Source organism: Kitasatospora sp. MAA19 (genome assembly GCF_029894125.1).
In the GTDB taxonomy this organism is placed as follows: Bacteria; Actinomycetota; Actinomycetes; order Streptomycetales; family Streptomycetaceae; genus Kitasatospora.
On the sequence record NZ_JARXYZ010000025.1, the window covers coordinates 50,108 to 70,730 of the forward strand.

A 20,623-nucleotide genomic window follows, 5' to 3' on the forward strand; every position below is an offset into this window, starting at 1 on the left:
GTCGCGCACACGCCGAGCTTCGCCGGCCCGGCCCGCTCCACGGGCACGGCCGGCACAGGGGCATGGACCCGGAGCCCGGATCCCGTGACGGCCGCGGTCAGGAACGTCTTCGGGCCGGTACGGACGGGCGAGGCAGCAGCCACGGCACCGTTGGGTCATAGTGTCCGCTACGCCGGCAGCAGGGGGCTTTCCGCTGTTGAGGACCGGATGGATGTTTCGGTACCCCTCAGCGTGGGGAAGTGCCTCGCACCGAACCAAACGGGCTGCCCATCCCTCTCGGGGTGCGCAGCCCGCTGCGTTTTCGTGACGTGGCTTCTGTGATGGTGGGTTGTGGCAGCCCGGACAGGGAGCGCTGGACCTGCGTGCTCCCATGTGGGAGCTTGCCGGGCCGAGGGCGGCCCCCTTCCGAAGGGGTCCGCATGAGTACCACCCTCCAGACAACGCAGCAGGAAGTGCCACCGCTTCTTTACCTCCCCGGCCAGGCGTGGCCGCCCGCCGGGGCGGGTGAGGTGAGCCGAGTGGCAGCCCCGGCGCTCACACTTCTGACCATCCCGCCGATCCCCGTCGGGTCCAACCCGGTCGGGCTGGCGTTCACCCCCAGCGGCGACCTCTACGTCACCAACTCCGGGTCGGCCAACGTGTCGGTGATCAGCACCGCCACAGACGCCGTCGTCGGCGCCCCGATCCCCGTCGGCGGTACGCCGGTCTGGCTGACCGTCGCCCCCAACGGCAACGCCTACGTCCCCAACAGCGGGTCGAACAACGTGACGGTGATCGACACCGCCACCAACACCGTCGTCGGCGCCCCGATCCCCGTCGGCAACCAGCCATGGGGAATCGCGGTCGGCCTCAACGGGATCGCCTACACGGCTAACCGGGCGTCGAACAGCGTGTCGGTGATCGACACCGCCACCAACACCGTCACCGGCGCCCCGATCCCCGTCGGCAGCGGACCGATCGCCGTGGCGGTCGCCGTCAACGGCAAGGCCTACGTCAGCAACATCAATTCGAACAACGTCAGCGTCATCCAATTCGCCCCGACGCTGACCAGCATCAACCCCATCCACGGGCCCACCACGGGCGGCACGGTCGTGACCATCATCGGCACCAACCTGACCGGGGCGGGCGTCGACATCGGCGGCAACCCCGCCACCGGAGTGAGCGTCAACGCCGCCGGCACGCAGCTCACCGCCACCACACCGCCCGGCGCGCTCGGTCCCGCGACGGTCACCGTCACCACTCCTGGTGGCAGTGCCAGCCTGGTGAACGGCTTCACCTACGTCCTGCCCGTCCACGCCACCTCGCTGACCGCGACCCCGGCGCTGGCGAAGCTGTTCCCGCCGCACGTGTACTTCCCGTTCCTGACCGCCACACTGACCGACCAGGCCACCGGCCTTCCGGTGCCCGGCCAGACCATCATCTTCAAGATCGGCAGCAACCTCCTGGGCGTCGCCGCCACCGACACCCAAGGCATCGCTCGGTTCAACGAGACGCTCATCCTGACGCTCATCCTCGCCAACGGCGGCTATGACGTCTCCTTCGCCGGCGGAAGCACCCCGTCAGCGATCCTGTCGCCGTCCAGCGACCACGCGGGAGTCATCGAACCCTGACCCCCGCCCGGCCACCGGCGGACCCGGCGGCACCGACGGGCGCAGCCCGAGCACCGTGCCACACCGCGCCCGAGCAGTCGGCGGGTCACCAGGGCAACCGCCACCATTCCGTGTGCTCTCAAGACCAGGAGCACACGGAATGCCCTCCTCCTCAGCGAGGTCCTGATGTCCCCACTCACAGTCGGCGGCACGGCGACCCTCCGGCCAGCGAGAGCGGCCCTCGGTTCCCTTCACGGGCGTCCAGCACCGTTCACGAACCCTCTCAGCGCCGGCTCTTCCGCAGGTCAGGAACCCCCGCCCCGGTCCCCGACGAACCTTTGGAAAGCGGGTTGGCAAGCACGCCGACACTGAGCGGTTGCACCAGCAATCCCGCCTCGGGTACCCACGCGCCCCCTTCTTCCGCCAGCCTCAACACCCGGGTCGCGTTCGGGCAGGTCGGGCCACTCGCGCCGGTCGCCGGATGGGGCCAGGGCACCGTCACCGTGCTCGGGCTGCTGCCCCCGCTGTGCATGGGCCTGTTCGCGTGTGCATGGGCCTGTTCGCGCCCCTCGGCGCGCTCGCCCGGCGCCGGATCGGCGAGGAGCGCGGGCTGTTCTGGGCGAGCGTGCTGCTCGTCGCCGGAGCGGCGCTGCGGCCGGCGGGCCTGCCCGGGCTGTACGCGGGGACGGTGCTGGTCGGCGTCGCGGTGGCGGTGGCGGTGGCGGTGGCGGTGGTGAACGTGCTGATCCCGGTGTTCGTCCGGGCCCGCTTCGCGCCGCAACGGATCGGCACCATGATGGGCGTCTACGCCCTCTCCATGGGAGCCGGGTCGGCCGTGGTCGCCGCGCTGGTCGCGCCGGTCGCCAGCGCGCCGGTCTGGGCCGGCGTCCTCGGCATCGGCATGGGCGGCGGCCAAGCACTGGCCGGAGTGCTCTTCGTCCGCCGGGGCACCGACCACGACCACGTCGCCGCGCTCTCCACGATGGCCCAGACCCGCGGCTACCTGCTCGCCGCCACCGGCCCCGCGCTCGCCGCCGCCCTGCACGGCGCCACCGGCACCTGGACGACCCCGCTGCTCGCCTTGGTCGCCCTGCTCCTGGCCGGCTCCGTCCTCAGCCTGCGCGCGGGCCACGCTGTCACAGAGCCGTACCGCGATCCGTCGAACCGGTGACCGCACGGTTCACCTCAAGAGGAGCGGACTCCCCTTCCGGACGGACGGCCGGTCGGACGGACGGCCCGTCGGAAGCCCCGACGGGCTGGCAACTTCGGCTGACGACCTGCCTGCTGTCGATCTGTCACGCCTCTCCGCATAGGCTGATCCGCGCCCGAACGGATCGCCACCAGGCCGTCCGGGCGGCGGGCCGGAATGCCGGAGGGGGCGGGCCCGCGTCACACGGAGTACGCAGGGGGGACGGAAGCATGCGGGACGAACAGGAGCACGACGGGTACGCCGGGTACGCCGAACTCGGCCACGAATACGCCGAGTCGGCGGACGAGGAGGACGCCCCGCGCCGCCCGGCCGCGAAGCGGGTCCTCCTGGTGACGGCGGGCGGGGTGTTCGCGGCGCTGTTGGCGGTCGGCGGGTACGGCGCCTACACCATCATGAGCGCCGTGACCGGCGGCGACGCCCCGGGCACCGGCGGCCGACAGGGGGCTGCCACCGCCTCGCGGGCCCCGCAGGAGTTGGCCACCGCCGAGCAGGCCGCGTCGGTGGCGACGGAGTTCCTGGCGGCCTGGAGCCGTGGGGACGTCGCGGCCGCCGCCGGTCTGACGGACAGCCCTGAGACGGCCCGCGCCGCGCTGACGGCGTTCCACGAGCAGGTGGGGGCGCGCTCGCTCGCGCTGACCGGGACCGGCCCGGCGCCGTCCGGCACAGTGGGCGAACCGGCCCTCGGTTTCCGGGTGAAGGCCGAGTTCGAGGGCGCGGCGGACGCCTGGGAGTACGACAGCGCGCTGAGCGTCGTCCGGGCCCAGGACGGCCGGGCCGTGGTGCGCTGGGTGCCGACCGTGCTCCACCCCCACCTCACTCCGGGCAAGGCGATCGGTGTGAAGCCGCTGGCCGGCCCGGTGACCAAACCGACCGACCGCAACGGCAAGGCGCTCGACGGGTTCCCGTCGCTGCGCACGGCACTGCCCCAGATCGCCCCCGCCGACGGCGCGGCCGTCGTCACCGGGCGGGCCGTGGTGATCTCGGGCGGCACCGCGAAGGAGCCCGAGCAGCTGTTCGTCCTGACCCCGCCGAGCGCGCCGCAGGTCAGGCTCACGCTGGACGCCGACCTCCAGCAGGTCGCCGAGGAGGCCGTGAAGCAGCAGTCCGCCGACGGCAAGCCGGCCTCGCTGGTGGCCGTCCAGCCGAGCACCGGCCACATTCTGGCGATGGCGTACGCCCCACAGGGCGGGTTCAACCGCGCGGTCGCGGGCGGCCAGCCGCCCGGCTCCACGATGAAGGTGATCACCTCGGCCGCCCTGCTGGAGGCCGGGGTGTCCCCGGACGCCGTGGTGCCGTGCCAGGACACCACCTACTCCCCGCGGTCCTGGCACAACGACGACCGCGGCGACTTCCCCTCGTACACGCTCACCGACGACTTCACGCACTCCTGCAACACCGGCTTCATCGACAAGGCCCTGGAGAAGCTGCAGCCCGGCAGGCTCACCGAGGTGGCGCGCGAGCAGTTCGGCCTCGGTCTGGAGTGGCACATCGGCATTCCGAGCCGGGATGCCACCATCCCCATGCCGGGGAACAAGGACGAGGCCGCCGCCGAGTACATCGGCGGGCCAGATCCAGGTCAACTCGCTGGTGATGGCCTCGGTCGCCGCCACCGTGCAGAGCGGAACGTTCCGCCAGCCCGTCCTGCGCGGGGACGCCAAACGCGTGACGGCGCCCGGCAGGCTCCCCGCCGACGTCGCCCGGGACCTGCGTTCCATGATGGCCAAGACCGCCACCCAGGGCACCGCCCGCGCACCGATGTCCGGTCTGTCCGGCCAGATCGGCGCCAAGACCGGCACCGTCGAGGCGGGCTCAGGCCAGGCCACCAACAGCTGGTTCATCGCCTACCGCGGTGACCTCGCCGTCGCCGCCGAGGTCGAGGGCGGCGGCCACGGCAACAGCGCGGCCGGCGTGGCGGCGGCCCAGGTCCTGAAGGCGGGCGGCAAGGGCTGACGGACCGGCCCCTCCCACCCGGCCGCCGGACCGTGTTCGAGAGCCGATGAGGCCGGCCGGGGCGGGGTGGCACCCGCCCCGCTCCGACGGGCTGTCAGTGGTAGCCGGTGAACGGGGAGCAGGGGCGGCCCGGCCTCAGCCGGCGATGGCGCCGAGGGCGGTCAGCCGTTGCGCCAGCTCGCGCGGGCTCGGCATCGTCGCGATCTCGGCGCTGACCTCGCGCGCGGCCCGGGTCAGCGCGTCGTCGGTGAGCAACCGGTCGAGCAACGCGGGCCCGATCTCCTCGGCGCCCGCGCTGAGCCCGGCTCCCCGCTCCCGTACCGCGTCCGCGGTGATGAAGCGGTCGGACCCGTCGGGCAGAACGAGCTGCGGGATGCCCGCGTCCAGTGCGCCGAGCGCGCTGCTGCTGCCGCCGTGGTGGATCGCGGCCGCGCAGGTCTCCAGCAGCGCCCGCCACGGGACCCAGCCGTACGGGCGGACATTGTCCGGCAACGTGCCGAGCGTGCCGAGGTCGAGCTCGCCGGTCGCCAGCACGAACTCCGCGTCGACGTCGGCGGCCGCCGCGATCACCCGCTCGATCCTGGTCAGGCCGTCGGTCTTGGGCGGAACGGTGCCCAGCGTCACCGCCACGCGCGGGCGGTCGGCGGGCACGGCCAGGTCATCGGGGACTTCACCTTCGCCGTTGTAGGCGACGGGCCGCATCGAGCTGCCGTACCGTTCCTCCCCGGCCATGCTCGGTGGCGCGAGGTCGATGGTGTCCGCCGGCTCGGGCAGCCGGTCGATTCCGTGCCGGGCGAAGGTGTCCGCCATCTCTGCGAGCATCAGCGCGCGCAGCTTCGGGGTGCGGACGAATCCCAGGTCGTGCTGGACCGCGGGCACGCCCAGGCGGGCCGCCGCGAGCAGGGCCACCGGGAACTGGTACTCGTACACCACCAGGTCCGGCCGCCACCGCGTGGCGAGCTCGACCATCGCGTCGGCCACCCGGCTGTTGACATGGGCGGCCAGCGGGACGAACGCCTCGCGATCGGCCGAATTGCTCTCGACCACCCGCCGCATCAGGTCGGGCCGCCGGGTGCGGCCGGCCTCCCTGATCTCCTTGCGCCAGTCCACGCCCGGCGCGATGGGCAGGTACGGCAGCCCTGACCCGGCGACCGGCTCGCCGCCGTCCATCGAGGCCACCGCGACCTCGTGGCCGAGCTCGCGCATCGCCCTGGCCAGCGGGACCAGCGGGAAGAGGTGGCCGAAGCCGGGCGCGCCGGCGAACAGTACACGCATGAAGGAACCTCGATTGTTCGGGATGGGGGGATCAGGAGGCGGCCCGGTGCAGGGCGGCCTCCAGGCCGTTCAGCACGGCGTTGCAGTCGCGCTGCAGGGTGACGGCGTCGACGGCGCTCAGCAGGTAGACCCCGAGCCAGTTGCGCGATCCCGCGGAGGGGTCGAAGGCGGGCACCGGCTGTCCCGCGGGCATGGCGAAGGCGGGTACGGCCTCGATCGTGCTGCCCGGTGACAGCAGGCTCTGCCAGTCCACGGCCTGCGGGTTCCAGACCGGCCTGGTGCGCCAGGGCACGCCGAACGCGTCGGCGGGGACGACGGCCACCGACGCGGCGGCCCGGACCCCGTCGGTGAGCATGACCTCGGGGTAGTCGACCCGCTCGCCCAGCAGTTGCCGGACCAGCATGCCGATCGGGTCGAACCCGAACACCTCGTGGACCTGCCGGGTCGTCAGCAGGCCGCCGAACCGGGCGGCGGTCTCGATGACCACCAGCTCGCCGTCCTTCATCAGCTTGAGCTCGGTGTGGGTGCCGCAGTTCTCCAGCCCGAGCGCGTCGACGGCCTGCCGCGAGACCTCCTCGATCCGGCGCTGCAGCGGCACCGGCATGACGGAGGGCGAGGTGCTGGCCACCTCGACGAAGGACGGCACGGTCGGCAGCTTGGCGGTGATGGCCAGCGGACGGTAGACGCCGTCCGCGACGATGCCCTCCACGCTCACGTAGTCGCCGTAGCCGGGCTCCTGGTACCAGCCCTCGGTGGAGCCCTGGGCGATCTCCTCGACCAGCCGGTCCCGGTCGGTGTCCGCGGCGTAGAGCTCGTTCATGCCGACCCGGCTGCCGGCCCGGAGGCCGCGCTCGATCTCGCTCCACGCGGGGGCGGCGTCCGCGGCCGAGTCGAGCACGATCTGGGCGACCGACCCGGCGCCCCAGGCCGGCTTGAGCAGCAGCGGGGGCGTGAACTCGGCCAGCGCGGCGTCCAGGTCCGCGAGGCTGTCGACCCGGCGGAACCCGGGGATCGGCACGCCGGCGGCGGCCCACGCCTCCCGCATCAGCCGCTTGTCCCTGGCCCGGACGATCCCCTCGCCGGCCCCGGCCAGGCCGAGCCGGTGCGCGGCGTGGGCGACGGCCAGCACCGCGAATTCCGAGAGCGTCAGTACCGCGTCGGCCCCGATGGCCTTCGCGTACTCCACGATCAGCTCGACCAGCTCCTCGCCACGCGGCGCCTCGGGCACCAGCTCGATGCTGGTGCAGCTGGGCCGCCATGCGTCCGCCGCGGTCGTGGGCAGTGGCGCCAGTGCGAGGACGTGCAGTTCCCCGCAGGCGGCGATCCGCGGGAAGGCGTACTCCAGCGGGGCGCCGCCCTTGACGTAGACGTACAGAATCCTGTTCAACGTGCTTTCTCCTGAAGGAAGTTCACTCGGCCCGTGTCGCGTTCGGGCGATGTCGCACCCTGCTGGGTGCCACTCGGCCGGTGCCACCGGGCGGTGTCACTCGGTCGGTGCCACCGGGCGGTGTCACTCAGCCGGTGTCACCCGGCGGTGCGGAAGGGGCGCAGCTGCAGCAGGCTGACCCGGTCGTCCTCGATCGCCCACTCGATGTCGACCGGGGCGGCGTAGCTCTCGTCGGGCGAGAAGTGCGACTGCAACAGCCGGCTGATCAGGGCCAGTCGGCCCACGAGGTCCTTGGTCGCAGCGTCCAGGTCGGCGGTGGCGGTGCCCAGCGAGACCGTGCGGCTGCCGCCCTCCATGGTGTTGCACAGGTACTGGAGCGGGGCGCCCTGGCCGGAGACCACCTCGGTCACCGAGCGCGGCGAGATGTTGAGGTAGACGTTGCGGAAGTCCTGCGGGCTCAGCGGGTTGCAGGTGACCAGGACGCCGCCGACGGTGGCGCCGACCTGCTCCTGGACGATCACGCCCATGCCGCAGTGGTCCAGGGGGATGCCCGCCTGGTGCCGCAGCAGTACGGCGCGCGGTGAGAGCAGCGAGGCCCAGACCTCCCGGACCGCATCGAGGACCCCGTCGAGGGCCCCTTCGTGGACCTCTCCGTCGACCGCTTCGTGGGCCGCGCCGTGGACCGCGCCGTGGACCGGGCTCGTGCCGCCGACGTTCGCCACCGACTCGTAGAGTCCGGCGGCGGAGAAGCCGGGCAGGTCTTCGGCATTGGACGAGCTGCGCACGACCAGGACGGGTGCGCCGTACAGGTGCCGGTCGAGCGCGCGGTCGATCTCGGTGCGGACCGGGTCGGGCAGCGGGGTGGTGCGGATCAGCCGCTGCGCTTCGCGGCAGAGCTCTCCCAGCTGCGTGGTCTGCGTGGCCTGCGCGGCCTGCGGGGTCGGCGAGGTCTGCGAAGTGCGCGAGGCCAGCCAAGTCCCGCTCAGGAGCGCGGAGTCGAGCCGGCCGAGGACGCTCCGGAGCTCCGCCGAGGAGTCGAGGAAGCGCTGCTGGAGCGAGAACGGCAGCACGATCCCGCGCGGCACCTGGGTGTACTCCTTCACCAGGCGCTGGGCGGCGGCGACCAGTTCGGCCTCGTCCGCGTTCTCCGGGAGGCCGAGTTGCCGGGCCAGGTAGCGCAGCAGGTTGTCCCGGGGCGGCCTGGGGGCGCGGTAGAAGCCGAGCCAGCGAGGTGAGCCGTGCTGCAGCAGGTGGGTGAGTTCACCGAGGTTGGCGGCCTTGGTGCCGAACCGCACGTGGTCGCCCGCGCGCAGCTCGGACAGGGCGGTGATCGGGGTGGGCGCGAGGTCGGGCCGGTCCACGGTGACGCGTTCGGCCGGGGGCGTCGGCGGGACGCCGTCGGAATGCGGCTGCGCGGCTTCGAGGTGGAGGTCGGAGCCGTCGGCGTCGACCCGGTAGTGGACCCACCGCCCGGCCAGCCCGGCCCGCTCGATCCGGTCGACGGCCTCGGTGCCGACGGCGTTGGGGATCCGCCACCCGGCGGCCATCACGTTGATGTGGGAGAGCGGCGTGGTGTGTTCGGTGTGGATGATGCCCGACACCCGGGGGATGTCCTCGGGCACCCGGGGCATCACCACGATGTCGTGCCACTCCAGCGGCTCGGGGTCGGCCCGGTACTCCGCCTCGGAGCGGAACACCCGCAGCCGCCCGTGGGCCTGCCCGTCGTTCAGGGGCACGAAGGAGGCCGTGGAGTAGAGCTCGTGGGACAGGACGCGCGGTATCTCGCTCTCCGGTATCCCGGCGACGTAGTCCTCCTGCCGGTGGTTGGCCGGCTTGAGGACCAGCGGCAGCGTCGGGTCGATGTGGTCGCGCACCCGGTGGTAGAAGAAGCGCAGCATCTCCTGGGACATGGTGTCGACGTCGACGGTCTCCAAGGACAGGAAGGCGTCGTCCGCTCGGCCTTCTCCGGTACCGCCCCCGTCACCGCGCCGGGAGTGCAGCGCGAGGGTACCGAGATAGAAACGGCGATCGGGATTCCGGTAGACGTCGTCATTGAACGAATCGAGCCCGCGGGCCAGTTCGTCGAGCGACATGCCGAGTATCTCGCACCCGATGTAGCGGACGTGGAGGGTGCCGTCGGCGCTGTCGATGAAGTGGAGCACCGACTCGGCCCGGTCGAGCACGATCTTCACATAGGGATAGCCCCCGATGGTGCCGGCCAGCTGGGAAAACTCCTGGGTGGTGAGCTTTTCGCCGGTCAGGCGGGGCCGCGTGGTCGCTTTGTCGCGATCCGAACGGGTCATGCGCACAGTTCAGCCATTCGTCATCATGTACACGATCAGTGTGCAGCAGGTCAGAAGGTGGTACGGCTTCACACACACTGCCATCAAATCTGAACTTCTGACGAATAGTCATGCACCATCAGGCCACCATGAAATGTTTCAGCCATGTGAATCGCGTCAAGGAAACCTTGATGGCAGGCCACCTTGTGGCAAAGGTCACAGCAATGAAGTCTCTAAACGATCAAAAGTGATCAAACATCGCCGGAATGTTGCTTCTTGCACGATCTCCCGGCACAGGTCCCGGCGGATCACGCCATCGGATCGCATCATCGGATCGCACCGTCGGGACTCGTCATCAGGACTCGTCATCACGACGCGCAGCGGCCACGCCCCCGGTCCAGGCCGCACACTCGGGCGTTACTGCTTGACAGGATGCGTAATACTGTAACGCGCGCGGTCCGGACGGCGGCGGAGCGGACGGCGCGGCCTCCTCCCCCGGCAGCTCGGAGCACGACATGCACCCCTTCCTCGACCATCCGGGGCCGCTGGCCTTCGCGCACCGGGGTGGCGACCTCGGGCACCCGGAGAACTCGCTCGCGGCCTTCGAGGCCGCCGTCGCCCTCGGGTACCGGTACCTGGAGACGGACGTGCACACCACCGCCGACGGCGTGCTGGTGGCCTTCCACGACTCCCGCCTCGACCGGGTCACCGATCGCGCCGGTGCGGTGGCGGAGCTGCCCTGGGAGACCGTCAGGCGGGCCAGGATCGGTGGCAGCGAGCCCGTGCCGCTGCTGGAGGACCTGCTCGGCGCGTTCCCCGACGCCCGCTTCAACATCGACGTCAAGGCGGCGCCGGCCATCGGGCCGCTGGTCGAGACGATCCGCCGGACCGGCGCCTGGGACCGGGTCTGCGTCGGCGGCTTCTCCGACAGCCGGCTCGCCGCCGTCCGCGCCGCCGCGGGCCCCCGGCTGGCCACTTCGCTCGGCCCGCGTGAGGTGGCCCGGCTGCGGCTGCGCTCGCTGGCCGGGCCGCTGCCGCGGGGGCGCCGTTCGCCGTTCACCGGGGTGTGCGCGCAGGTGCCGGAGCGGCACCTGGGCCTGCGGGTGGTCGACCGGGCCTTCGTCCGGGCCGCCCACCGCCTCGGCCTTCAGGTCCACGTCTGGACTGTGGACGATCCCACACGGATCAGGTCTCTCCTCGACCTCGGTGTGGATGGCATCATGGCCGATCGCATCGACGTCCTGCGGGACGTCCTCGGCGAGCGCGGCTGCTGGACGGACGGCAGTACCGGCTCCAGCACGGTGACGGGGACCCCATGAGCACCACGAACTCGGCGACGCACCTACCGGACGATCAACCGACCGATCCGGCGGCCGCCGCCTCCGCCGACGGCCGCGCCCTGCGCCGGATGCAGTTCGGCTGGTACATCAACGACTGGGCCAACACCGCCTTCTCCACCACCGTCCTGACGGTGTTCCTCGGGCCCTACCTGACCACCGTCGCCAAGAACGCCGCCGACGCGTCCGGTGACGTGCACCCGCTCGGCCTGTCGATCCGCGCGGGCTCCTTCTTCCCGTACACGGTCTCCTTCTCCGTGCTGATATCGGTCGCGGCGATGCTGCTCACCGGCACGCTCGCGGACCGCACCGGGCGACACAAGGAGCTGATGTGCGGCTTCGCCTACGTCGGCGCGATCGCCACGACGGGGATGTTCTTCCTCGACGGCGACCGCTACCTGCTCGGCGGCGCGCTGCTGGTGGTCGCCAACATCGCGTACGCGGTGTCGGTCGCGCTCTCCTACGCCTACCTCCCCGGCCTGGCCGCCCCCGACGAGCGCGACGCGGTCTCCTCCAAGGGCTGGGCGTACGGCTACGCGGGCGGCGGACTGCTGCTGATCGCCAACCTGGCGCTGTTCGAGGGGCACGACGCGCTCGGCGTGTCCTCCGGCACCGCCGTGCGGATCTGCCTGGCCTCGGCGGGCCTGTGGTGGGCGCTGTTCACGATCGTCCCGATGCTGCGGCTGCCCTCCCGGGCGGGCGTCGCACCCAGCCGGGCCACGGCCTCGACCGGACAGCCCGCCGCCGGCAGCCTGCGCGAACTCGGCCGCACGCTCAGGGGCATGCGCAAGCACCCGCTCACGCTGCTCTACCTGGCCGCCTTCCTCTGTTACAACGACGGCATCCAGACCGTCGTCTCCCAGGCCTCGCTCTACGGCAGCGAGGAACTCGGCCTGGACCAGACCTCGCTGGTCGCCGCCGTCCTCCTGGTCCAGGCCCTGGCGATCGGCGGCGCCCTGCTGCTCGGCCGGATCGCCCGGCGGTACGGCGCCAAGCGGACCGTTCTCGGCTCCCTGGTCGGCTGGGTGATCACCCTCGCCCTCGGGTACGTCATGCCCGCCCACCAGCCCGTCTGGTTCTACGCCCTGGCCTGCATGATCGGCCTGGTGCTCGGCGGCAGCCAGGCGCTGTCCCGCTCGCTGTTCTCCCACCTCATCCCGGCCGGCAAGGAGGCCGAGTACTTCAGCGTCTACAAGGTCAGCGACCGCGGCACCAGTTGGATGGGCCCGCTGGTCTTCGGCCTCGCGTACCAGGTCACGGGCAGCTACCGGTCGGCGATCATCTCGCTGCTGGTGTTCTTCGTGATCGGCTTCGCGGTGCTCGTGAAGGTCCCCGTCCGCCGCGCGATCGAGGCCGTCGGCAACCCGGTCCCCGAGCGGCTCTGACGGGCCGGGTCCTGCTGCTCCTGTCACCGCTCCGCCGACCGGTCGCCGACCGGTCACGAGAGCAGCAGGGCCCGGTCCCACCCGGGTGGGACGGGCGTCGTCGCGGCCAGCAGGGTGCCGCGGGCGAGGTCGCGCAGGGGCGCGTCGTCGAGGGCGGTGCCGGCCAATCGGAGCGCGCGGGCGATGCCCGGACCGCCGTGGCACCAGGAGGCGGGCAGCGACTGTCTGTTGACACTTTCGGCCGGGCCGCTGTGATCCCCGTGTCCCCCGGGGGCGTGTCAGCCCGTGATCAGAGTGGTGCCGGGGATGGTCTTCCAGCCACTCCAACCGGTCTGACCCGGTTCACCGTCCGCGAGACCCGCGCGGGCCACGGCGCCCGGCCGTGAACGGCGTGGCAGCGCAGCGGTGACCGCACCCCCCTCGATACTCCGGTAGACCCCGTACGAGAGGACGCCCATGGAATTCCTGGTCGACATGGTGACCACTGTCCCGGACGGCACCCCCGAGGAGGCGATTGCCGACATCCGGGCCCGCGAAGCCGATCGTGCCCGCGAACTCGCAGCCTGCGGCACCCTGTTGCGGCTCTGGCGCCCGCCGCTCGCTCCCGGCGAGTGGCGCACCTGGGGCCTGTTCAGCGCCCCCGACGAGGAGCGGCTGGAACAGGCGCTCGCCTCCATGCCCCTGCGGGTGTGGCGGCGGGACACCGTCACCCCGCTCTCCCCGCACCCCAACGACCCCGGCCCGGAAGGCACCCGATGAACGACGCAGCCGTCCTGTGTGACGTCCTCGACCGCTGGAAGACCGCCGTCGACGCCCACCGGCCCGAGCAGGCCGCCGCCTGCTTCACCGAGGACGCGATCTTCCAGGGCCTCCACCCGTACAGCGTGGGCCGCGCGGGCGTCGCCGCGTACTACGCCTCCCAGCCACCCGGCCTGACCGCCGACTACCGCGTCCTGGAGATCCGCCGGCTCGCCGACGACCTCCTCCTCGGGTACCTGGGCGTCGACTTCGCCTTCCCCGACCGCCCCACCCTCACCGTCAACCTCGGCGTCCTGCTGCGCCGCTCCGACGACGGCTGGTCCATTGCCCACTACCAGGTCTCGCTGCTCCCCTGACCTCCGCTGTCACATTCCATCGCCGCGATCCGTCGGGTCGGTAGGAGCAACCCGAAAGGAACACCGCCATGGAAACCCGATCGATCACCACCGAGATCCCGCTGCGCCCCCGGCTGGCCCAGGACCCCGTCCAGCTCGTCCCCGAACTGGCCGAGGTCTCGGCGGCCCTGTTCAAGGCCGCCGGCAACGGCGCGGTGCCGCGCGCCACGATCAGCCTGGTCCAGCTACGGGCCGGCCAGATCGCCGGCAGCACGTACCTGACCGTCCTGCACACCGGCTTCCTCCGCAAGGCGGGCGAGTCGGAGGAGCGCATCACCTCGGTCGCGACCTGGCAGGACTCGCCCTACTTCACCGGCCCCGAACGCGCTGCCCTGGCCCTGGTCGAGGCCGCCCTCCAGCCCACCACCCAAGGCGAGCGGGTGTCCGACGAGCTCTACGCCCAGGTCGCCGAGCACTACGACGAGAAGGCGCTGACGACCCTCACCATCGCCATCGGCCAGGTCAACTTCTTCACCGCCATCGCCCTCGTCGCCAAGCCCGTCCCCGGCCGTTCCTTCACCGATCCCTGGGTGTGACGCCCGCCACCTCGTGAACCCGGCCCGCCGAGCCCCAGCTCGGCGGGCCGACGGGGAAGGTGGCCCCAAGAGACATCGGACGCTGCCCTGTCGTACCTTTCGCCGGACCTGCGGGGTCGAACAGACTGGAAGGGGCCGTCACCGATACCTTGAAGGGGCCTTCCTGTGCGCGCCCACGACCCCGGCAGTGCGATTGCCGCCGACCGACGACCAGTCCGTACCGGCCGGCCCACGACTGCCGCCCGGCGCCCGTCCGGTGCCGGGGTCGTGACTCCCGCGGCACTCGCCGCCATGCAACGGGCCGTGGGCAACGCCGCGGTGAGCCGGATGCTGGAGCAGCACGAGCACTCGACCGGGTGCGGGCACGACCGAGCCGCGCCCGACGTGCAGCGCTCCGCCGTCCACGAGGTGCTCAGGAGCCCTGGTACACCCCTGGCCGACGGGCTCCGGAGCGAGATGGAGACCCGGCTCGGCGCGGACTTCTCCGACGTCCGCCTGCACACCGGCGCGAGCGCCCGGGAGTCCGCGGCCGGGATCGGCGCCCGCGCCTACACCTCGGGCAGCCACATCGTGATCGGCTCCGGAGGAGGCGACAAGCACACGCTCGCCCACGAGTTGACCCACGTCATCCAGCAGCGCAGCGGCCCCGTCGCGGGCACCGACAACGGGACCGGGCTGCGGGTCAGCGACCCCTCCGACCGCTTCGAGCGCGAGGCCGAGGCCAACGCCTCCCGGGTGCTGTCCCGGCCGCCGGCCCGGGACCCCGAGCCGGTGCACGCGGCCCACACGCCCGGCACCCGGGCCGCCGAGCCCTCGGTGCAGCGGTGGCCCCAGCCGAAGCCCGCCGAGGAGGAAGGCGACCACACCGACGTCGACCCCGACTATCCGGGGCTGCGGCTCATCCTGGACGAGGCGAAGACCGAAGAGCACGGCGACGAGTACGGCGTAGAGGTCTACCAGCTCGCCGGCTCCGAGGAGCGTGTGATCTTCGACGGGGAAAGCAGCTACAGGTACATCAAGTTCGACGACGGCCTGGAGACCTACCGCAGCCTCAACAACGGGGAGATCGGGCCGGACCAGGCACAGGCGGACCTGAGCGGCCACTTCACGCGGCAACGGGACACGAGCTATCACGTCCGGGCCGGCGGCGCGGCCTTCCACGGGGCACGGATCGACCAGCTGCAGGACTTCGAGACGCAGGGCGTACGGTCGGGCCAACTGGTCGAAGTGAGCGTCGCGTTGCTGCAAGGGGCCAGCGGCCGTGCGCAGACCGTGGCGGGCGGGCTCGTCGAGAACCGACTCAACGCCGCCGTCACCGGTATGAGGAACAGCGCCGCGCTCGAACCGATCAAGATCAAGCTCAACGGAGACGGCATCAGCATCGAGGACGGGAACCACCGCCTGGGCGCGGCCGCCCGGTTGGGGCACGCCTACGCGCCCTGCAAGATCGTCTGACGGCCGACCACCTCTGACTGCCTCGAACGTGCGCCCTCACCCCTGACCGAGGCTGCCCCCCAGCCCACCACCCACACCGAGCCCGTACGCGGCCGCTCCTTCACCGACCCCTGGGCGTGAACCCATCAGCGGCACGGCGCGGACCGAGCCCACGCCGTGCCGCTGATGGCCCGTATCGGTCACCGTCCGCAGCCGTTCGGGGGACACCTCTCCGCTCCCGGTGCCCCGGCCGCCCGCGGCGGGCATCCGTGAGCTCGTCGACCCTCCGCACACCAGGAGGACCGTTCCGAGGAGGCGCCATGGACGAAGAGCAGGTAGTACCGGCCCAGGACGACGCGCTCATCACGCTGAGGGAGTGGGCCACGCTCGACAGCGCCCCGGCCCTGCACCGGCTGCTGGCCGAGATCGACGGCTCCGGCCACCCCACGGCGCTGCCGCTGTCCTTCTCCGGCGTGAAGGTCCTCGGCAACGTCGTCACCGGTGACGCGACCGTCAACTTCTTCCTCGGGAAGGAGACCACCGGTTCGTTCTGGCTGCTGTTGTTCGTTCCCGAGGACGACACCGGCACCCTCCTCCCGCCGCCCCACGGCGACCGGACCGACGGCACCGCCATCCTCTTCGCAAGCGCCACCAGCGTCCTCTCCCCCGGCAAGCCCACCAGCGACCGCCGCCGCGGCTACGGCCTCCAGCCGCCGAAGGTCCTCGCCTACCCGGCCGGCGTCCTCGTCGCCGCCCGCTGCGACCTCTACGGCGGCTACACGATGCTGGGCAGCCTCGGCTTCCAGGTCACCCTGGGACTCCAACCGTAGATGCCGGACCTGTACCGGCCCGCCGAGCACGCTGCTCGGCGGGCCGGCCATCGCCGCCGCCTCCGGCATCGCCGACCGCCCCAACGGCCCGACCTTGGCTTAGAACTCGCGCGGATAGGCGGAAAGGAGGATACCGGCGGGGTCCAGGCGGGGGCCTGCGTAATGTGCAATGGTGACGCTTCGTGTTCGTGTGCCTGCGCTCGCGTCCTGTCGGTGCCCTGCCCATGTGCAGGCGGGGGTCTGGCGGTCGTGCTTTCTGCGGTGCTGTGTTGCTGGGTACGGCTAGTGCTCTGACCGCATAGGTTCACCGGGTTTCTGCCCGCACCGAGGCTGGGGCCGATTGGATGGGGGCTGACATCCCAGCCAGCGCGTGGAGGCGCGGTGGCAGAGCCGGTCAAGGTCCGCAGACTGACTGATCAGGAGGGGCAGCGGCTGCAGCAGATTGTGCGTCGGGGCAGTACCAGTTCGGTGCGGTACCGGCGGGCGATGATGCTGCTGGCCTCGGCCGGCGGTAACCGCGTCCCGGTGATCGCCCAGCTGGTGGCGGCCGACGAGGACACGGTGCGCGACGTCGTTCACCGCTTCAACCAGATCGGCCTGGTCTGTCTGGACCCTCAGTGGGCGGGAGGCCGTCCCCGCCAACTCAGCCCTGACGACGAGAACTTCGCCGTCCAGACGGCCACCACCCGCCCGACCAAGCTCGCCCAGCCCTTCACCCGCTGGTCCATCCGCAAGCTCGCCGCCTACCTCCGCAGAGTCCACGGCCGGGTGATCCGCATCGGCCGCGAGGCCCTGCGCTGCCTGCGCGCCCGACGCGGCGTCACCTTCCAACGAACCAAGACCTGGAAGGAGTCCACCGACCCCGACCGCGACGCCAAACTCGACCGGATCGAGCACGCCCTGGAGCACTTCCCCGACCGCGTTTTCGCGTTCGACGAGTTCGGGCCGCTCGGCATCCGCCCCACCGGCGGATCCTGCTGGGCCAAGCAGGGCCGACCGGACCGGGTCCCGGCGACCTACCACCGCACCCACGGCGTGACCTACTTCCACGGCTGCTACTCCATCGGCGACGACACTCTCTGGGGCGTCAACCACCGCCGCAAGGGCACCACCAACAGCCTGGCCGCGCTCAAGTCGATCCGCGCCGCCCGCCCCGACGGCGCCCCGATCTACGTGATCATGGACAACCTCTCCGCCCACAAGGGCGCCAAGATCCGCCAGTGGGCCCGGAAGAACAAGGTGGAGCTGTGCTTCACCCCGACCAACGCCTCCTGGGCCAACCCCATCGAGGCGCACTTCGGACCGCTGCGGCAGTTCACCCTCGCCAACTCCAACCACCCCAACCACACCGTCCAGACCCGTGAACTGCACCGATACCTTCGCTGGCGCAACGCCAACACCCGCCACCCCGACGTCCTGGCCGCCCAACGCCGCGAACGCGCCCGCATCCGCAGCGAGAAGGGCCTGCGCTGGGGCGGACGCCCCCTCGCGAGCGCGGCAGCCTAACTGTGGACGGATGAACCCTCTTCGCCGCAGCCATAGCATCGCCTGATGCGCAACATCGACAACCGAGACGTCAACGAAGCCGTGACCGAGATGCTGCGGGTACTCGGTCCGCACGACGCGCAGGACTGGTCGGTACCGGCAGGTTCGCTGGAATGGAGCTGCTGGACGACGGCCGCCCACATCGCCCATGACCTGCTGGCCTACGCCGGACAGGTCGCCGCACGCCCGACGGACGCCTACCTGCCCTTCGACCTCTCCGTCCACCCGGACAGCTCCCCGCGCGAGGTGCTCCAGGTGGTCACCGCCTGCGCAGGGCTACTCGGCAGTGCACTGGCCACGGCCCGCCCGGAGGTCCGGGCCTGGCACTGGGGTCCCTGCGACCCGCCAGGTTTCGCGGCGATGGGTGTCGCCGAGGTGCTCCTGCACACCCGCGACATCACCCAGGGGCTGGGCGTGCCGTGGCTGCCCCCGGCGCCGCTCTGCGCGGCAGTGCTCCACCGGCTCTTCCCCGATGCCCCACCCGGTGACCCGGCTCATGTCCTCCTCTGGTGCACCGGCCGGGGCGACCTGGACGGCCATCCCCGCCGCACCTCATGGACATGGCAGGCGGCAGTAGCCGAGTGACCAGACCTACCGCGGGCAGACGGAGAGACGCCCCAAACACGGCGAACCATCCCGGGCACAGCACTAGTGTGCCGGTCATGTCTGATGATCTGCGGGACGGCCGCCCGCGTGCTGAATCTTCCGTGGCCGCCCAGCGGTTGGCCGATCCGGGGTTCCTGGTGAACGCGGACCCGGGATCGGTGATGGCGTTGCTGGATGCGGCGTCGGGTCCGGCGGCGCGATTGGCCGCGTCGGTGTACCGGGCCTCGACAGACCTGCATCGTGACGTCACTGCGGGGGTACGCCGACAGCTGCTGGCGCTGGATGCGGCCCGTTACGGGGACCGGGAGCTGTCGGCACGGATCACCGCAGTACCGGTGGAGGACGAACCCGCCGCACCGTGGGGCGTCGAGTGGGCCACCGGCTCCCAGCTGGACCGGTCCGTGCGTCGTATTCCGACTGGCCACACCGAACCGTTGCTGGCGATGGCGACGGCGGTGGTCGACGGCCGCCCCGTGGCGGTCACCGGCAGTTGTGACCGGACCGTGCGGGTATGGGACCTGACCACCGGCCGGCAGATCGGCCAACCCCTCACCGGCCACACCGGCGAGGTGGACGCGGTGGCGACGGCGGTGGTCGACGGCCGCCCCGTGGCGGTCACCGGCGGTTCTGACCGGACCGTGCGGGTATGGGACCTGACCACCGGCCGGCAGATCGGCCAACCCCTCACCGGCCACGCAGCTGCGGTGGGGGCGGTGGCGACGGCGGTGCTCGACGGCCGTCCCGTCGCGGTCACCGGCGGCGGCGATCACACGGTGCGGGTGTGGGACCTGACCACGCGCGAGCAGATCGGCGAGCCCCTCACCGGCCACACCTCTTATGTGTACTCGGTGGCGACGGCGGTGCTCGACGGCCGTCCCGTCGCGGTCACCGGCAGCCACGACGACACCGTGCGGGTATGGGACCTGACCACGCGCGAGCAGACCGGCGAGCCGCTCACAGTCGCCGACTCCGGCGCACCGGTGGAGCCGTACGAGGAGGGGGTGCGAGCGGTGGCGACGGCGGTGGTCGATGGCCACCTCGTGGCGGTCACCGGTGGCCACGACGAGACCGTGCGGGTATGGGATCTGACCACGGGCCGGCAGATCGGCCGACCTCTCACCGGTCACGACGGCTGGGTGTTGTCGGTGGTCACGACAACGATCGACGGCCGCCCCTGCATCGTCAGCGGAGGCGAGGACTGGACGCTCCAGGTGTGGGATCTGGCCACGGGCAAGCAGGTCGGCGAGCCGGTGATCGGCCATAGCGACAAGGTGCGGGCGGTGGCGACAGCGGTGCTGGACGGCCGTCCTCACGTGATCGCCGGCAGTCAGGACGGGATGGTGCGGGTATGGGACCTGGCCTCGGGCGGCCAGGTGGGTGAGCCGCCCACCGGCCACACTGGCGATGTGAACGCGGTGGCGACGACAGTGGTCGACGGCTGCCCCGTGGCGGTCACCGGCGGCGACGGCACGGTGCGGGTCTGGGATCTGACCACCGGTCGGCAGGTCGGCCTGCACCTCACCGGCCAGGACGACTGGGTGTGGGCGGTGGCGACGGCGGTGGTCGACGGCCGCTCCCTGGCGGTCACCGGCGGCGACGATGGCACGGTGCGGGTCTGGGACCTGACCGCAGGTCGGCAGATTGGCCAACCCCTCACCGGCCACACCGACTGCGTGCTGGCGGTGGCGACGGCGGTGGTCGAGGGCCGCCCCGTCGCGGTCACCGGCGGCAGCGATGGCTCGGTGCGGGTTTGGGACCTGACCACCGTCCAGGAGATCGGCCAACCCCTCACCGGCCACACCGGCGATGTGAACGCGGTGGCGACGGCGGTGGTCGACGACCGCTCCCTGGCGGTCACCGGCGGCGACGATGGCACGGTGCGGGTCTGGGACCTGACCACCGGCGTCCAGGTCGGGCCGGAGTTGGTGTTCCCGCTGCCGGTCTGCGCGGTGGCCGTGGTGCCGGATGGTCGGCTGGTGGTGGGCTTCGGCTGGGAGGTCGCGGTGTTGGCCCGCCGTTGACCGGGCCCCGCACAGACGTCTCGCAGTACGAGCCACTTGAGAGGCGGTCCCCCGAGGACATGGGGGTCTTCAGGGGCTGATG

At 71.9% G+C, this 20,623-nt stretch carries 17 protein-coding genes and 1 pseudogene; 14 read left to right on the plus strand and 4 right to left on the minus strand.

The window, feature by feature from the left end; genetic code table 11:
- Window positions 1–518 precede the first annotated feature (518 nt).
- From P3T27_RS29775 to P3T27_RS29790, 4 genes and pseudogenes are all read left to right on the plus strand, one after another.
- Complete coding sequence (locus P3T27_RS29775; RefSeq protein ID WP_280684017.1) at window positions 519–1,610, plus strand: YncE family protein; 1,092 nt, start codon at window positions 519–521, stop codon at window positions 1,608–1,610.
- A 529-nt stretch (window positions 1,611–2,139) separates the two neighbouring features.
- On the plus strand, window positions 2,140–2,760 hold the full coding sequence (locus tag P3T27_RS29780) for a hypothetical protein (RefSeq protein WP_280684019.1): 621 nt from the start codon (window positions 2,140–2,142) through the stop codon (window positions 2,758–2,760).
- Window positions 2,761–3,191: 431 nt separating this feature from the next.
- Window positions 3,192–4,310, plus strand: a pseudogene (locus P3T27_RS29785) (penicillin-binding transpeptidase domain-containing protein); the annotation flags it as partial.
- 79 nt (window positions 4,311–4,389) lie between these two features.
- Complete coding sequence (locus P3T27_RS29790) at window positions 4,390–4,749, plus strand: penicillin-binding transpeptidase domain-containing protein (RefSeq protein WP_280684021.1); 360 nt, start codon at window positions 4,390–4,392, stop codon at window positions 4,747–4,749.
- 135 nt (window positions 4,750–4,884) lie between these two features.
- Here P3T27_RS29790 and P3T27_RS29795 read toward each other — a convergent pair whose 3' ends face one another.
- From P3T27_RS29795 to P3T27_RS29805, 3 genes are all read right to left on the minus strand, one after another.
- Window positions 4,885–6,024, minus strand: a complete 1,140-nt coding sequence (locus P3T27_RS29795) for a nucleotide disphospho-sugar-binding domain-containing protein (protein ID WP_280684023.1) — start codon at window positions 6,022–6,024, stop codon at window positions 4,885–4,887.
- Between the two features lie 31 nt (window positions 6,025–6,055).
- Window positions 6,056–7,411: an ATP-grasp domain-containing protein gene (locus P3T27_RS29800; protein WP_280684025.1), complete on the minus strand. Its 1,356-nt coding sequence runs from the start codon at window positions 7,409–7,411 to the stop codon at window positions 6,056–6,058.
- Between the two features lie 137 nt (window positions 7,412–7,548).
- Window positions 7,549–9,714, minus strand: a complete 2,166-nt coding sequence (locus P3T27_RS29805) for a PEP/pyruvate-binding domain-containing protein (protein ID WP_280684027.1) — start codon at window positions 9,712–9,714, stop codon at window positions 7,549–7,551.
- 494 nt (window positions 9,715–10,208) lie between these two features.
- Between P3T27_RS29805 and P3T27_RS29810 the strand changes: the two genes are divergently transcribed.
- Both P3T27_RS29810 and P3T27_RS29815 read left to right on the plus strand, forming a co-directional pair.
- Window positions 10,209–11,012: a glycerophosphodiester phosphodiesterase gene (locus P3T27_RS29810; protein WP_280684029.1), complete on the plus strand. Its 804-nt coding sequence runs from the start codon at window positions 10,209–10,211 to the stop codon at window positions 11,010–11,012.
- A gap of 89 nt (window positions 11,013–11,101) precedes the next feature.
- On the plus strand, window positions 11,102–12,415 hold the full coding sequence (locus P3T27_RS29815) for an MFS transporter (protein WP_280684138.1): 1,314 nt from the start codon (window positions 11,102–11,104) through the stop codon (window positions 12,413–12,415).
- 53 nt (window positions 12,416–12,468) lie between these two features.
- On the opposite strand, the gene P3T27_RS29820 is transcribed toward P3T27_RS29815, so the two are convergent.
- Entirely contained in the window at window positions 12,469–12,633 is a 165-nt protein-coding gene (locus P3T27_RS29820) for a hypothetical protein (RefSeq protein ID WP_280684140.1), read from the minus strand.
- Window positions 12,634–12,871: 238 nt separating this feature from the next.
- Between P3T27_RS29820 and P3T27_RS29825 the strand changes: the two genes are divergently transcribed.
- From P3T27_RS29825 to P3T27_RS29860, 8 genes are all read left to right on the plus strand, one after another.
- The gene (locus tag P3T27_RS29825) at window positions 12,872–13,174 is read left to right on the plus strand and encodes a muconolactone Delta-isomerase family protein (protein WP_280684031.1); all 303 of its coding nucleotides are present in this window, start codon (window positions 12,872–12,874) and stop codon (window positions 13,172–13,174) included.
- Window positions 13,171–13,530, plus strand: a complete 360-nt coding sequence (locus P3T27_RS29830) for an SgcJ/EcaC family oxidoreductase (RefSeq protein ID WP_280684033.1) — start codon at window positions 13,171–13,173, stop codon at window positions 13,528–13,530. The genes P3T27_RS29825 and P3T27_RS29830 overlap by 4 nt, the downstream gene beginning before the upstream one ends.
- A 68-nt stretch (window positions 13,531–13,598) precedes the next feature.
- A complete protein-coding gene (locus P3T27_RS29835; protein ID WP_280684035.1) occupies window positions 13,599–14,105 on the plus strand; it encodes a carboxymuconolactone decarboxylase family protein in 507 nt (168 codons plus the stop codon).
- A gap of 192 nt (window positions 14,106–14,297) precedes the next feature.
- The gene (locus tag P3T27_RS29840; protein WP_280684142.1) at window positions 14,298–15,560 is read left to right on the plus strand and encodes a DUF4157 domain-containing protein; all 1,263 of its coding nucleotides are present in this window, start codon (window positions 14,298–14,300) and stop codon (window positions 15,558–15,560) included.
- 299 nt (window positions 15,561–15,859) lie between these two features.
- Entirely contained in the window at window positions 15,860–16,369 is a 510-nt protein-coding gene (locus P3T27_RS29845) for a hypothetical protein (protein WP_280684037.1), read from the plus strand.
- Window positions 16,370–16,750: 381 nt separating this feature from the next.
- Window positions 16,751–17,875, plus strand: coding sequence for an IS630 family transposase (locus P3T27_RS29850; RefSeq protein ID WP_280684039.1), 1,125 nt, complete (start codon window positions 16,751–16,753; stop codon window positions 17,873–17,875).
- Between the two features lie 45 nt (window positions 17,876–17,920).
- The gene (locus P3T27_RS29855; protein WP_280684041.1) at window positions 17,921–18,499 is read left to right on the plus strand and encodes a maleylpyruvate isomerase N-terminal domain-containing protein; all 579 of its coding nucleotides are present in this window, start codon (window positions 17,921–17,923) and stop codon (window positions 18,497–18,499) included.
- Window positions 18,496–20,541, plus strand: a complete 2,046-nt coding sequence (locus P3T27_RS29860; RefSeq protein WP_280684043.1) for a WD40 repeat domain-containing protein — start codon at window positions 18,496–18,498, stop codon at window positions 20,539–20,541. The genes P3T27_RS29855 and P3T27_RS29860 overlap by 4 nt, the downstream gene beginning before the upstream one ends.
- Window positions 20,542–20,623 lie beyond the last annotated feature (82 nt).

What these genes read in the sequence shown, in the direction of transcription:
- P3T27_RS29795 (WP_280684023.1), bottom strand. Translation starts at nt 6,024, where the DNA reads ATGCGTGTACTGTTCGCCGGCGCGCCCGGCTTCGGCCACCTCTTCCCG.
- P3T27_RS29835 (WP_280684035.1), top strand. Translation starts at nt 13,599, where the DNA reads ATGGAAACCCGATCGATCACCACCGAGATCCCGCTGCGCCCCCGGCTG.
- P3T27_RS29855 (WP_280684041.1), top strand. Translation starts at nt 17,921, where the DNA reads ATGCGCAACATCGACAACCGAGACGTCAACGAAGCCGTGACCGAGATG.
- P3T27_RS29825 (WP_280684031.1), top strand. Translation starts at nt 12,872, where the DNA reads ATGGAATTCCTGGTCGACATGGTGACCACTGTCCCGGACGGCACCCCC.
- P3T27_RS29815 (WP_280684138.1), top strand. Translation starts at nt 11,102, where the DNA reads ATGCAGTTCGGCTGGTACATCAACGACTGGGCCAACACCGCCTTCTCC.
- P3T27_RS29845 (WP_280684037.1), top strand. Translation starts at nt 15,860, where the DNA reads ATGGACGAAGAGCAGGTAGTACCGGCCCAGGACGACGCGCTCATCACG.
- P3T27_RS29780 (WP_280684019.1), top strand. Translation starts at nt 2,140, where the DNA reads ATGGGCCTGTTCGCGCCCCTCGGCGCGCTCGCCCGGCGCCGGATCGGC.
- P3T27_RS29805 (WP_280684027.1), bottom strand. Translation starts at nt 9,714, where the DNA reads ATGACCCGTTCGGATCGCGACAAAGCGACCACGCGGCCCCGCCTGACC.
- P3T27_RS29810 (WP_280684029.1), top strand. Translation starts at nt 10,209, where the DNA reads ATGCACCCCTTCCTCGACCATCCGGGGCCGCTGGCCTTCGCGCACCGG.
- P3T27_RS29790 (WP_280684021.1), top strand. Translation starts at nt 4,390, where the DNA reads ATGGCCTCGGTCGCCGCCACCGTGCAGAGCGGAACGTTCCGCCAGCCC.
- P3T27_RS29830 (WP_280684033.1), top strand. Translation starts at nt 13,171, where the DNA reads ATGAACGACGCAGCCGTCCTGTGTGACGTCCTCGACCGCTGGAAGACC.